This is a genomic window from Sphingobium sp., assembly GCF_003248505.1.
In the GTDB taxonomy this organism is placed as follows: domain Bacteria; phylum Pseudomonadota; class Alphaproteobacteria; order Sphingomonadales; family Sphingomonadaceae; genus Sphingobium.
On sequence record NZ_QFOA01000038.1, the window covers coordinates 1 to 12,738 of the forward strand.

The following is a 12,738-nucleotide window of genomic DNA, read 5'->3' on the forward strand; positions in this document are numbered from 1 at the left end:
TCAAGGACTGGCGACGGGTCGCAACGCGCTACGACCGGTGCCCCCACGCCTTCTTCTCGGCCATCGCTCTCGCTGCCACCGTCATCTTCTGGCTATGATCAGTGAGTCCCGAGCCTAGAATGCTGGAGTTCGCTCAGGCCGCGGTAACGGCCAGGGACGGGCGCGATCGTCAGAAACGCCGAAAGCCCCAGTCCGATGGGACTGGGGCCTTAGTTGTGGCACCGTTGGTTGCGGGAGGGCGATACAACCGAAGGCGACATCCAATATCCTCACGTATATGATCGAAGTTCCATATTTTCAATATTATTCAAAGTTTTACATCACTGTGAATACTTACTCCACAGACCGTTCTGCGGCCCGCGCACGGTCCCCATTGATGCATGCTGTGTTTGCTTGTGACGGCTACGCGATTGATAAGTTTCGATCCGCCCTTTTCGCCAAAAGAAACTTGGCGGTCGAAAATATCAAGCGATTGACCCATAGACATTGTCGTGACGCCTCGCCGGTAGATTTCCATTCACTCAAATCCCCTGGGGCGAAAGGTGCCGGGAATTCGAACATCTACATTGTTCCGAAATGTGATGTCGTCACCATACAGGGCACGCTCCTAAACAATTTAACATACCTATTATTATCAACCCGGTTTTTTGTAGGCGGCGGATTCTAGATTGAAGTGCGAATTCCTTGGATTTCTATGGGGTTTCCCCTTTTCAAGGAATGCGAATGATGGGCCGGTATCATCACCTCGGATTGGACGAGCGGCGAATATTATATCGTCTGGTGCAGACTGGGCGAAGCGTAAAGCAGGCGGCGATGGATCATCCGGGCTTGTGTCGCGCCGCCCTGGTCGACCCGGCAACCGGCGCTTGGATGATGCCATCAGAGATCAGATTGTCGCACTCGTTCGGACCCATTATCATGATTTTGGTCCTACCCTGGCTGCGGAGTATTTGGCGGAACGGCATGATCTCCGAATCTCGCGTGAGAAGCTGCGCAAGTTGATGATGACGCCGGTCTTTGGAAGGATCGTCAAGCCTGTCGTCCTCGCCCGTATCAGCCTCGCTATCGCCGGGATTGCCGTGGCGAGCTGATCCAGGTCGAGTGGATCGAAGCATTGGTGGTTCGGCTTGCGTTCGTCTAGCACGGCAATGGCTGTCGCCGGATGGCCCAAAGCATCAGGGCCGTTCCGCCAGCGATCATCGGGATACAGAGCCATTGCCCCATATGCAGCCCGGTCGCTGTCGTGAAAGCAATGAGTTGCCTGTCGGGCTCGCGAACATATTCAACGAGAAACCGGAACACGCCATAGCCAAGGACAAACGCACCGCTCAGCATGCCGGGACGCTGGCGTGCATTCGTGAAACGGAACAGGCACCAGAGCAACAGGAACAGACAGGGCCCTTCGAGCGCAGCTTCATAGAGTTGGCTCGGATGGCGCGGATAGGGGCCGCCGCCGGGAAAGACGATGCCCCAGGGTAAAGTCGTTGGCCGCCCCCAAAGCTCGCCATTTACAAAATTCGCAAGGCGGCCAAGCAGCAGCCCGATCGGGGCGCACATCGCGACATAGTCGATGATCCTAAGCCACCGCAGGCTATGGCTGCGCGCAAATATGATGATTGCGATCGCCACGCCGAACGCACCACCATGGAAGGACATGCCGCCCGCCCAGAGCTGGAAGATCTTCCAAGGCTGGGCCACGTAGGTGCTCAAGTCGTAGAAGAGAACGTAGGCAAGACGCCCGCCGATGATGATGCCCGCCGTCACCCATGTTACCAAGCCGTCGGCTTGGTCACGCGTCATCGGTGCCCCATCTTCGGCGAGCAACCGGATCAGATAGAACCAGCCCAGTAGAATGCCCGAAATATAGGCGACGCTGTACCAGCGCAGCGCGAACGGCCCGATCTGAACCAGCACGGGATTGAGATGCAGCGACGAAAAATAGATCGCGGTTTGGGCATGACCCGCGAGACTCATAGGATAGTCCATTCTAAGGGAAAATGCCCCTTCGCATCTCCCTAACTCAGGCTCAAATGGTATCCTCGGCATGCTCCTCCTCCAAAAGTCCTTGCGCAGCAGAACGGCGCTCTGCGAAATCCGGGATGAGTGAGCGTTTCTTGCGTCCTGCGGGCATCGTGTCGGCGGCGCGCCGTATTTTTCGTTCCAGTGAAGCCAGCTTCATTCTCTTGGCAGTCGGCGTTGGCATTGCTGCGGGCCTGCTTGCGGCTATGCTCGGCGCAACTGCGCATTTTTTCCAGTCCACGCTCTACGGGTTTCAGGTCGATGATCGCTTGAGCGGTCTTGCGCACATCCCGCCCGTACGGCTTCTAGCGTTGCCGCTAGGCGGCCTGGTGCTTGCAGGGATCGTTCTCCTTGTCCGCAATCACAAGCGGACAGCTATCGACGTTGTCGAGGCGAACGCCCTCCATGGCGGGCGCATACCCTTTCGGGACACGATGCTGGTATCCGGTCAGACCTTGATTTCCAACGGTTGCGGTGCATCGGTGGGGTTGGAGGCAGCTTATGCACAGGCCGGAGGCGGCATTGCATCGCTCATCGGCCAATGGTTGAACCTGCGGCGCAACGACCTGCGCGTTTTGGTAGGGGCAGGGGCGGGGGCCGCGATCGGTGCAGCGTTTGGCGCGCCTCTGACCGGCGCTTTCTATGCTTTTGAAATCGTCATCGGCGCCTACACGCCGGCGAGCATCGCTCCCGTCGTGGCCGCGACACTAGCAGCCGTCGTGACCGCACGTACGCTCGGCGCCACACCGTATCTCATTGCCGCCACCAGCAGCCAGAGCCTCGAGACAGTGGACTATCTGCTTTACGCCATCCTGGGTCTCGCTTGCGCATTGGTGGGCATCGCACTTATGCGCTTGGTATCACTTGCGGAAGCTTGCGTCCGTCGAACCCCACTGCCGGAGTGGGCAAGGCCGATAGTTGGCGGGGCGCTGCTTATCCCGATTGCACTAGCTTCTCCTCACGCGCTTTCGGCCGGGCACGGGGCGCTGCATCTCACCATCGGTGGAGAGCTGGCGATCGGCGCGCTCGCTTTTATTTTTGTACTCAAATGCCTCGCGTCCGTGGTGTCGCTGGGCTTCGGCTTTCGTGGCGGTCTGTTTTTTGCATCACTTTTCTTGGGCGCCTTGCTCGGTCAAATTCTTGCCGGGCTATGGATGCTGATCCCCGGGGTTGTCTCACTATCGCCGGTGGACGCAGCACTGGTTGGGATGGCGGCGCTGGCCGTAGCGGTCGTCGGAGGGCCAATGACCATGTCCCTTCTGGTGCTTGAGGCGACGCATGATTTCGGCATCACCGCGGTGGTGCTCACCGCAACGCTGTGCTCGAGCGCTCTGGTCCGGGAGCGCTTCGGTTACTCCTTCTCGACCTGGCGCCTGCACCTGCGTGGTGAAGTGATCCGAAGCGCGCGCGATATTGGCTGGATGCGTTCGTTGACGGCACGCAAGATGATGCGCGCTGCCCCGGCGACCGCACTGCCGACACTTTCGATGTCCGATTTCAGGCAGCAGTTCCCGTTGGGTTCGACGAGCCGGGTACTCCTGCAGGACCGATCAGGCCTCTACGCGGGCCTGGTGCCGACTGCGGCCGTCTTTGCAGATTTGGGCTCGGCGGAGCGGGCCATCTCCGAGTTGGCTATCCTCCAGAATGTCGTGCTGTCACCTGAAATGTCGATCGCTTCAATCATGGAAGCATTCGACGTGAGTGGAGCCGACGATCTAGCCGTTGTCGATGAAGATCGACGGATTTTGGGTATGCTGACCGAAAAATACGTTCGCAAACGCTATGCTGACGAGATCGATCGTTCGCAGCGCGACCTTTATGGCGAAAACTGACTGCCTGTCGATATCAGGGCTTCAGCCAGAAGCGCAGAATCATCGATACTGCACCGAGCGCAACAACGCTCCCGGTCCAGATCAGCGCCATCCATCCCAGCCGCTTCCAAAAGGGCGTATACTTCATCAGTGATAGCCGTGCGTGCCAACTTTGCCACGAAAGACCCAATAGGCCCATCCAGTATAGGCAAGGATGACCGGCATGATGATCGCGGTCCCTACCAACATGAATATCTGGCTCCGCTCGGGCGCGGCGGCATCCCATATGGTGATGCTGTCGGGCACGATGTAAGGAAATAGGCTGATGCCAAGTCCTGCAAATCCTAACGCGAACAGGGCCAGCGCAAGCAGAAACGGTGCAGCGGTGGCACCGCCGCGCAGTTTGCGGAAAAACAGGACAGCGACGATCGCGGTAAGCAGCGGCACCTGCGCCGTCGCCAGCACGCCGGGCATGTCGAACCAGCGCTTCCAATATTCGAACTGCAGGAACGGGGTGGCGGCGCTGACGGCCGCCATCGCGACCAGCGTGCCTGCCCCCGCCCACAGCGCCAGTCGGCGGGCATGCGCCTCTGCGCTACCTTCGACTTTCCAGATCAGCCAGGCAGCGCCGAGCAGCGCATAGCCGATAACCACCCCAGCGCCGGTCAACAGGCTGAACGGGGTCAACCAGTCGAGCCAGCCACCGGCATAGGCCTGGTTTTCGACCTGAACGCCTTGGAGGATCGCGCCCAGCGTCACGCCCTGCGCAAAGGCGGCTATGAACGAGCCCAGGCTGAACGCAATGTCCCATAGCGCACGGTGCCGTGGGTCGCGCCAGCGGAATTCAAAGGCCACACCACGAAAAACGAGCCCCAAAAGCATCGCGATAATAAGTGGGTAGGTCGCGGTCAGGACGACACCATAGGCGAGCGGGAAGGCAGCGAAGAGCCCGCCGCCGCCCAGCACTAGCCATGTTTCGTTGCCGTCCCACACCGGCGCGATCGAATTCATCGCCTGATCGCGCTCATCCCCAACTTTGAAGCTCGGAAACAGGATGCCGATGCCCAAGTCGAACCCGTCCATGACAACGTACATGAATACGGCGAAGGCGATGATGAAAGCCCAGACGACCGTCAAATCGACGTTAATGCCCATTTTGTTTACTCCGCCCCAGTCGCGATGGCCGGCGCAGGCGTAATACCCGCAGTGCGTACCGGCATATGCTCAGGCTCGGACTCATCCGGCCCGGCCGGCTTGTGCATCAGATGTAGAATGTACCAAGCGCCCGCACCGAAGACTGCGAAATACACGATGACGAACGCGATCAGCGAGGCGGCAACCGCAGGCGCGGCGAGAGGCGACGCGCTTTGGGCCGTGAGCATGTGGCCATAAACGGTATAGGGTTGGCGCCCCACCTCCGTCGTGATCCACCCGGCAATCACTGCCACGAAGCCTGACGGCCCCATCAGCACGGCGGCGCGATGCAGCCACGACCAGTCGTAGAGACGTTTACGCATCCGCGCGACCAGGCTCCACAGACCAAGGCCCAGCATGGCGAAGCCGATGCCGACCATCACCCGGAAAGACCAGAAGATGACCGGCACGGGAGGCTCACGGTCATCGGGAATCGTATCGAGGCCGGCGAGCGGTGCGTTCAGATCATGCTTCAGGATCAGCGATGACGCTTTGGGAACCTCCACGGCATAATCGATGCGTTTCTCCGCGCTGTTGGGAATGCCGAACAGGATAAGCGGCGCACCGTCCGGGTGGCTCTCGTAATGCCCCTCCATGGCCATGACCTTGGCGGGCTGATGCTCCAGCGTGTTGAGGCCGTGCATGTCGCCAGCGAAAATCTGAATCGGCGCGACGATCGCTGCCATCCACATTGCCATGCTGAACATCTTTCGCGCATGCAGGTTTGCGCGGTCGCGCAGCAGATGCCAGGCGCCGACCGCGCCCACGACAAAAGCGGTGGTCAGATAGGCGGCGATCACCGTATGGACGAGCCGGTAGGGGAAGCTAGGGTTGAAGATGATCGCCAGCCAGGATTCGCCCGGCAGGAAACGGCCATCGGGTGACATCTCGAAGCCGGTGGGCGTCTGCATCCAGCTGTTCACCGACAGGATCCAGAAGGCCGAAATGAACGTGCCAAGCGCCACCATGCAGGTAGCGGCGAAATGCAGGCCTTTGCCCACCTTGGACATGCCGAACAGCATGACGCCGAGGAATCCGGCCTCCAGGAAGAAGGCGGTGAGCACTTCATAGGCCATCAGCGGCCCGATCACCGGTCCAGCCTTTGTCGAGAAAACCGACCAGTTGGTGCCAAACTGATAGGACATGACAATGCCGGAGACCACGCCCATCGCAAAGGCGATTGCAAAGATTTTCACCCAGTAGCGGAACAGGTCGAGATAGATGTCCCGCCCGGTTTTCAGCCACAGTCCCTCCAGGACCATCAGATAGCTGGCCAAGCCGATCGAAAAGGCCGGAAAGATGAAGTGGAAGCTGACCGTGAACCCGAACTGGATTCGGGCGAGCAGCAGGGCATCGAGTCCGTCGAACATCTTTAGTCTTCCGGTAAAGCTGCGCGCTGTGCGCGCCGCCAGCGATTGAATGTCTTTTCGGATATACCGATTTGTCGGCAACTGATGCAAACGCCTTGCCCGGATGCGATCAGCGCGGCGATCGCCTGGCAGCGGCGTTCCTTGTCGGGGATCGCGGTCACAGGGCCGCCGCGCTCTTCCAGAGCATATAGGCCGCGACGACGAAGATCAGCACCGCGAACACGGTTGTCAGCGTTCCGGTCCCGGATAGCCGCTTGGCGGCGATTGTGCCGATGAACCCGCCAGCGATGCCACCAGTGATGAACACGCCAGCCAGCACCCAGTCGATCAGCCCGGAAAATGCGTAGTTGGCGGCTGTCGTCAGGCCGAATGCCGTTACCGCGACGAGACTGGTTCCGACCGCGTTGATAATCGGCATGCTGGTCGATGCAACGAGGCCGGGGACGATCAGGAAACCGCCACCGATGCCGAAGAAGCCCGAGAAGATGCCGGTGCCCAGACCATAGCCCAGAACTTTGGGCGCATTCTCACGATTACATTGGGCACCCGGGATGCCCAGCGCTTTGCGCCCGCGCAGCATCAGTATGCCGACGACGATCATCACCAGGGCGAACAGGAACAGCAGCTTCTGTCCGTCGAACGCCTTTCCGACCGTCGACCCGCCCAGCGCGCCAAGGATACCTGCCGCGGCATACATGCCGCCGCAGCGCCATTTGACCGTATGCTCGCGTGCATGGCTGGCCAGCCCCGTCGCGGCGTTGACGGCGACCGCCAGCGCCGACGTGCCAATCGCGACATGCGGGCTGGATACACCGACCAGATAGACCATCAGCGGCACGGCGAGGATCGAGCCGCCGCCGCCAACCAGTCCCAGCGAGAAGCCGACCAGCGAGCCTGACAGGAGGCCCAGCACATATTGCAGGGGTTCGAGCATGGTGATCACGCCGCCTGACGCACGCGTTCGATCGGTTGCGGCTTCACCAGCCACTCATGACCCTTGAGCATGCCGTTCCAATAAATCCACGGCAGCGCCTCGGACTTGAGCAGCCAGGACAGCCTCGCAGGCTGCGTTCCATCGATCAGCCATTTTGGGAAGCTCGGCATGAGCTTGCCACCATAGCCGAACTCGGCAAGGACGATCTTGCCCTTCTCGACGGTCAGCGGGCAGGAGCCGTAGCCGTCATAACCGGCAACCGGCTCTCCACCCTTAAGTACCGACAGCAGATTGACCGCCACGATCGGCGCCTGTTTGCGAGCCGCGGCGGCGGTCTTGGCATTGGGTGTGGAGCCACCATCGCCAAGGCCGAAGATATTAGGATAGCCGACGTGCTGCAACGTCACCTGATCGACCTCGACATAGCCTGCCTTGTCCGCCAGCAGACTGTCCGCAACGAAACGCGGCGCGATCTGGGGCGGGGTCACATGCATCATGTCGAACGCGCGCGTCACTTCGCCCGTCTTTTCGCGAAAGGTCGCGGTCTTTGCCGCGCCATCGACCGCGATCAGGGTGGATTCGAAATTGAGGTCGATGCCGTACCGCTCGACATAGCTCATCAGCGCGGGGACATAGTCCTTCACGCCGAACAGCACGCCGCCCGCATTGTGGAAGGCAACATCGATGTTGTTCAGGACGCCGCGTTCAAGCCAGTTGTCGCACGACAGGTACATCGCCTTCTGTGGCGCGCCGGCGCATTTGATGGGCATCGGCGGCTGGGTGAACAGCGCCACGCCTTCCCGCAGATTGCGTACCAGCTCCCAAGTATAGGGCGCTGTGTCGTAGCGATAATTGGACGTCACGCCGTTCTGGCCCAGCGTTGCCGCCAGCCCGTCGATCGCGTCCCAGTCGAGCACATTGCCCGGCGCGACAACCAACGCGCGATAGCCAATCGCGCGGCCATTGGCTGTCGTCACCTGATCCTGTTCGGGCTGAAAGCTTTGCACGGCTTCCCTGATCCAGGTGACACCCTTGGGCATCACTGACGCCATCGAATGGCAAGTTGATTTCGGTTCGAACACGCCTGCACCGACCATCGTCCAGCCGGGCTGATAATAATGCTCCGTACGCGGTTCGATGATCGCCACCGAAAGCTTGGAATCCCGCTTGAGGATCGATGCCGCCGTCGCGATGCCGCCTGCACCCCCGCCGACAATGACAACGTCATAGCGGGCGGCGGGTCGATCGGTCGCGGGGCCATTGGGGCTGCTGGCCGATGCGGTCTCGATCCGGCCGCGCAATTGCGACAGGTCATAGCCAGCTGCATTTGCCGCGCTCAGGATGGCTGCGGTCGGGCGCGATCCGGCTTGGGACAATGCCCAGAGCGTCGTGGCGCGGGTTCCTGTCCGGCAGAAAGCGAGGGTCAGGCCATCGGCAGAGGCCAGCGCATCGCCAAAGTCCGCAACAGATGCCTCGTCGAAATTGCCACCGCTGATGGGAATATGACGATAGGCAATGCCGAGCGCGTCAGCCTTTGCCTTCAGGTCGGCTGAGAGAGGTTGGCCGGGCTCTTCGTCATCAGGCCGGTTGTTGATGATCAGACGGACGCCAGCAGATGCGGCCTGGTCAATGTCTTCCGGGGTAATCTGGCCACAAACGAGCAGCTTTTCGTCGAGCTTATGGGGATTCATCGAACCTCTCCTTTCTTAAGTTCAGGCGTGGACCGGCGTTCGTGGTCCCGACGGGCGATCAAGCGCCCAGACGATCGCGAAGCCGACCGCCATCGCAGCAGTAAAAACCGCGGCTGCCGGAGGGTTGATGGCAAATGCGGCCAGCGCCGGGCCTGGGCAAAGGCCGCCCAGCCCCCAGCCGATGCCGAACAAGGCAGAGCCGCCGAGCAGGCGCGGCGTGATTGGATCGGTGTCGGGCAGATGAAAATCGGCATCGGCAACTGGCGCCGCCATCCGCCGCTGGATCAGCCAGGCGATTGCCATCGGGATCATCGCGCCGCCCATGACGAAGGCAAGGGTGGGATCCCAGGCACCAAACAGGTCGAGGAAGCTGCGGACCCGCACGGGATCCATCATGCCCGACACGGCGAGGCCCGCGCCGAACAACAGGCCAGAGACAAGGCCGATCACGCCGCGCATCACCAGCTACCTCCAACCGCATTGACGATTGCCACAGTCACAAAGCCCGTCGCCATGAAGGTGAATGTCGCAACGATGGATCGCTTCGACAGGCGCGACATGCCGCATACGCCGTGACCGGACGTGCAGCCCGACCCAAGCCGCGTACCAATGCCGACGACGAGCCCTGCGACCGCGAGCGTTGCCATGCTCATGGGGAAGCGTGACAGGATCGGTCCCGCCGCCCATGCGACAAGTGCCGCGCCGAGGGGCAGGCCGATGATGAATGCCAGCGCAAGCGAGCGCGGTGCGCCGCTGCCCAGCCCGATCGCTCGCGCCGCCATGCCGCTGACGCCGGCGATGCGGCCCGCGCCCAGCAGCATGATGGCAGCCGCCACGCCGATCATCAGGCCACCGATCAGCCCCTGCCCCGGCATCGCATAATCAGGCATCACAGCACGTCCAGCGGAAGCTTGAGGTAGCGCGTGCCATTCTCTTCTGGCTCGGGCAGATGCCCGCCACGCATGTTCACCTGTATCGAGGGGAGGATGAGCCGCGGCATCCCCAGCGTCGCGTCACGCCGAGTGCGCATCTCGACAAATTCGTCCTCGCCCACGCCTACATGGACATGGACATTGGAATCGCGTTCCTGGCCGATCGTGGTTTCCCACACAAAGTCGTCGCGGCCCGGCGCCTTGTAATCATGGCAAAGGAAAGTGCGCGTTTCACGCGGCAAATCCATCAGACGGCGGATGGAGCGATAAAGCATTCGCGCATCGCCGCCGGGGAAATCCGCGCGGGCGGTGCCATAGTCCGGCATGAACAGCGTATCGCCGGTGAACACAGCATCGCCGATCACATAGGCCAGGTCGGCGGGCGTGTGCCCCGGCACGTGCAGCGCGACCGCAGGAATCGACCCGACCGCGAACCTGTCGCCGTCATCGAACAGATGGTCGAACTGCGACCCGTCACGCTCGAACTGCGTGCCCTCATTGAAGATTTTGCCGAATACGCTCTGGACTGTCGTGATTGCGCGACCGATCGCGAGCTTGCCGCCGAGCTTTTCCTGGAGGAACGGCGCGGCGGACAGATGATCTGCGTGGGCATGCGTTTCCAGCAGCCATTCGACTTTCAGTCCTTCAGCCTGGACATAGTCGATGATGGCCTGCGCAGAGCCGTGCTCGGTGCGGCCTGATGCAGAATCAAAATCGAGCACGCTGTCGATAATCGCTGCGGCGCGGGTCACCGGATCATGCACCACATAGCTTGCAGTGAATGTCGCCTCGTCAAAGAAAGAGCGCACAACTGGCGCGGGTATTTCGCCGGCGCGGGTGTCCGTTACAATCTGCGCTGCGAGCATGAGCGGCTCATCAGGGTGGTCCATCTCGACTCTCCAAACTTTCTCACTTACACGGTTCAAATAATCGAGTATTATGGTTGCGTCAACCGACGAGATTGATGACAATGTCGATCAGCATGAATGAAAGGTTCGATTTGGCTTCTGAACTCCCCTCCTGTTCCGCGTTGCGCCTTGGCGAGGAAGCGCCGGATTTCACCGCGCGCTCGACCCGTGGCCAGGTGTCACTTTCAGATTTCCGAGGACGCTGGCTTGCGCTCTTTTCGCATCCGGCGGATTTCACGCCGGTCTGCACCAGCGAGTTTGTGTCGATTGCGCGCGCGCATGACCGGTTTGCGACACTGGGATGCGAACTTATGGCACTGTCGGTCGACAGCCTGTTTTCCCACCTCGCCTGGATCCGCGCGATCCGCGATCGGTTCGATGTCGTCGTGGACTTCCCGATCATCGAAGATCCGACGCTGGAGATCGCGCGCGCCTATGGAATGGTCGGCCCAAACGCGATGGATGCCAGCGCGGTGCGGACGACCTATTTCCTCGATCCGGACGGGATATTGCGGGCATCGACCTGCTATCCGGCCAGCGTCGGGCGCTCCGTGGAGGAGATGCTGCGCCTCGTCGCCGCGCTTCAGCGTGTCCATGATGGATCGGCTCTGGCGCCGGAAGGTTGGATGCCAGGCAGTGATCTGCTCGCGGTCCCAAGCCACGATGTCGCAGACGTGCTGGCAGCGCCCGCCGGCACCGACTGGTTCTACACGCCGATCAAGGATCAGGCATGATGGCGGATATCGCGACGCTTGATCTCGAGGCCGCGGCGGATTTGCTTCGGGCGCTTGCACATCCGGTGCGCCTCTCCCTGCTGCGCACGCTCATAGATGGCGAGCGCTCGGTCGGCGAGATCGAACATTTAGCCAATGTGGTGCAGCCCGGCCTCAGCCAACAGCTCGGTGTTCTGCGAAAGGCCGACCTTGTGCATACACGACGCGAGGCAAAGCTGGTTTTCTATCGAATCAACCAGGCCCGTATCGCTGAAGTCAGCGCGCTGCTTGATGCCTATGCGGGGACGGTAGCCATATCCCGTGCAGACGCGGTCGCGGCCCGACCGCAGGCTGGCGGGGGGGCGGCCATGTTCGCGCGGATCACGCCACGTAAATGATGCTGCGAGGCTCAAAAGCCTCGCAGCATCAAACTCTCAGTCCACCAATACGGTGCGCAGATAAGGGCGATGCTCGGTCCAGCCCTGGGGGAAGAGGGCGCGTGCCTCGTCATCCTTGATCGAGGGAGGAATGATCACTTCCTTACCCTTCTGCCAGTCTGCCGGAGTCGCGATACGCTTGGCGTCGCCGAGTTGCAGCGCATCGATCACCCTCAATATCTCATCGAAGTTACGTCCCACGCTCATCGGATAGGTCATTGTCAGCCGGATCTTCTTTTTTGGATCGATGATGAAGACCGATCGCACCGCTGCGGTCGCGCTCTGATCGGGGTGGATCATGTCATACATCTTGGCGATCGACAGATCCGCGTCAGCGACGATGGGGAAAGTCAGGTTGGTGTTCTGGGTGTCGTTGACATCCTCGATCCATTTGCGATGCTCGTCGGCAGTGTCGGTCGACAGGCCGAGCGGTTTGACGTTGCGGGCCTCGAACTGATCGGCAAGCTGGGCTGTGCGGCCCATTTCGGTCGTGCAGACCGGCGTGAAATCGGCCGGGTGGCTGAAGAAGAAGACCCAGGATTCCCCGGCCCATTCGTGCAGGCTGATGGGGCCGTTCTGGGTATCGACGGTGAAATCGGGTGCGATGTCGCCAATGTGCAGGCTCATGTCGGGTCCTTTCGGGGTTGCGATAACAGACACCTACCGCAGGATACCGAAAGCGACCAACATAATATATAACTTTCTGTGATCGTGTATATGAATATGCGC

14 protein-coding genes and 1 pseudogene are annotated in these 12,738 nt (G+C 60.8%); 5 read left to right on the forward strand and 10 right to left on the reverse strand.

The genetic code is table 11. The features are described from left to right. Positions 1-98 (forward strand): annotated as a pseudogene (locus tag DI606_RS12355) (IS5/IS1182 family transposase); the annotation flags it as partial. Positions 99-830: 732 nt separating this feature from the next. After that, a complete protein-coding gene (locus tag DI606_RS12360; RefSeq protein WP_293983445.1) occupies positions 831-1,091 on the forward strand; it encodes a helix-turn-helix domain-containing protein in 261 nt (86 codons plus the stop codon). Between the two features lie 46 nt (positions 1,092-1,137). Here DI606_RS12360 and lgt read toward each other — a convergent pair whose 3' ends face one another. Next, positions 1,138-1,974 (reverse strand): prolipoprotein diacylglyceryl transferase, encoded by an 837-nt coding sequence (lgt, locus tag DI606_RS12365; RefSeq protein ID WP_293983401.1) that lies wholly within the window; start codon positions 1,972-1,974, stop codon positions 1,138-1,140. Between the two features lie 125 nt (positions 1,975-2,099). Here lgt and DI606_RS12370 point away from each other — a divergent pair, with 125 nt between their 5' ends. Continuing rightward, positions 2,100-3,851 carry a chloride channel protein gene (locus DI606_RS12370; RefSeq protein ID WP_293983404.1) on the forward strand — a complete coding sequence of 584 codons (1,752 nt, stop codon included), beginning with the start codon at positions 2,100-2,102 and terminating at the stop codon, positions 3,849-3,851. A 13-nt stretch (positions 3,852-3,864) separates the two neighbouring features. Here DI606_RS12370 and DI606_RS12375 read toward each other — a convergent pair whose 3' ends face one another. The 8 genes from DI606_RS12375 to DI606_RS12410 form a co-directional block, all read right to left on the reverse strand. Continuing rightward, positions 3,865-3,978 (reverse strand): DUF2474 domain-containing protein, encoded by a 114-nt coding sequence (locus DI606_RS12375; RefSeq protein WP_081764090.1) that lies wholly within the window; start codon positions 3,976-3,978, stop codon positions 3,865-3,867. Further along, positions 3,978-4,985: a cytochrome d ubiquinol oxidase subunit II gene (gene cydB / locus DI606_RS12380; protein ID WP_043150846.1), complete on the reverse strand. Its 1,008-nt coding sequence runs from the start codon at positions 4,983-4,985 to the stop codon at positions 3,978-3,980. The genes DI606_RS12375 and cydB overlap by 1 nt, the downstream gene beginning before the upstream one ends. 5 nt (positions 4,986-4,990) lie before the next feature. After that, complete coding sequence (locus DI606_RS12385) at positions 4,991-6,394, reverse strand: cytochrome ubiquinol oxidase subunit I (RefSeq protein WP_043150844.1); 1,404 nt, start codon at positions 6,392-6,394, stop codon at positions 4,991-4,993. Between the two features lie 157 nt (positions 6,395-6,551). After that, the gene (locus DI606_RS12390) at positions 6,552-7,328 is read right to left on the reverse strand and encodes a sulfite exporter TauE/SafE family protein (protein WP_043150876.1); all 777 of its coding nucleotides are present in this window, start codon (positions 7,326-7,328) and stop codon (positions 6,552-6,554) included. A 5-nt stretch (positions 7,329-7,333) separates the two neighbouring features. Next, the gene (locus DI606_RS12395; protein WP_293983414.1) at positions 7,334-9,019 is read right to left on the reverse strand and encodes a bifunctional protein tyrosine phosphatase family protein/NAD(P)/FAD-dependent oxidoreductase; all 1,686 of its coding nucleotides are present in this window, start codon (positions 9,017-9,019) and stop codon (positions 7,334-7,336) included. 21 nt (positions 9,020-9,040) lie between these two features. Further along, positions 9,041-9,478 (reverse strand): DUF6691 family protein, encoded by a 438-nt coding sequence (locus DI606_RS12400; RefSeq protein WP_200866918.1) that lies wholly within the window; start codon positions 9,476-9,478, stop codon positions 9,041-9,043. Continuing rightward, positions 9,478-9,909, reverse strand: coding sequence for a YeeE/YedE thiosulfate transporter family protein (locus DI606_RS12405; protein WP_043150843.1), 432 nt, complete (start codon positions 9,907-9,909; stop codon positions 9,478-9,480). Before DI606_RS12405 ends, DI606_RS12400 begins: the two co-directional genes overlap by 1 nt. Beyond that, entirely contained in the window at positions 9,909-10,817 is a 909-nt protein-coding gene (locus DI606_RS12410) for an MBL fold metallo-hydrolase (protein ID WP_051519925.1), read from the reverse strand. Before DI606_RS12410 ends, DI606_RS12405 begins: the two co-directional genes overlap by 1 nt. Positions 10,818-10,933: 116 nt before the next feature. On the opposite strand from DI606_RS12410, the gene DI606_RS12415 reads away from it, so the two are divergent. Continuing rightward, the gene (locus DI606_RS12415; protein ID WP_043150871.1) at positions 10,934-11,593 is read left to right on the forward strand and encodes a peroxiredoxin; all 660 of its coding nucleotides are present in this window, start codon (positions 10,934-10,936) and stop codon (positions 11,591-11,593) included. Next, the gene (locus DI606_RS12420; RefSeq protein ID WP_043150842.1) at positions 11,590-11,970 is read left to right on the forward strand and encodes a metalloregulator ArsR/SmtB family transcription factor; all 381 of its coding nucleotides are present in this window, start codon (positions 11,590-11,592) and stop codon (positions 11,968-11,970) included. The genes DI606_RS12415 and DI606_RS12420 overlap by 4 nt, the downstream gene beginning before the upstream one ends. A 36-nt stretch (positions 11,971-12,006) precedes the next feature. On the opposite strand, the gene DI606_RS12425 is transcribed toward DI606_RS12420, so the two are convergent. Then, positions 12,007-12,636 (reverse strand): peroxiredoxin, encoded by a 630-nt coding sequence (locus DI606_RS12425; RefSeq protein ID WP_043150841.1) that lies wholly within the window; start codon positions 12,634-12,636, stop codon positions 12,007-12,009. Positions 12,637-12,738 lie beyond the last annotated feature (102 nt).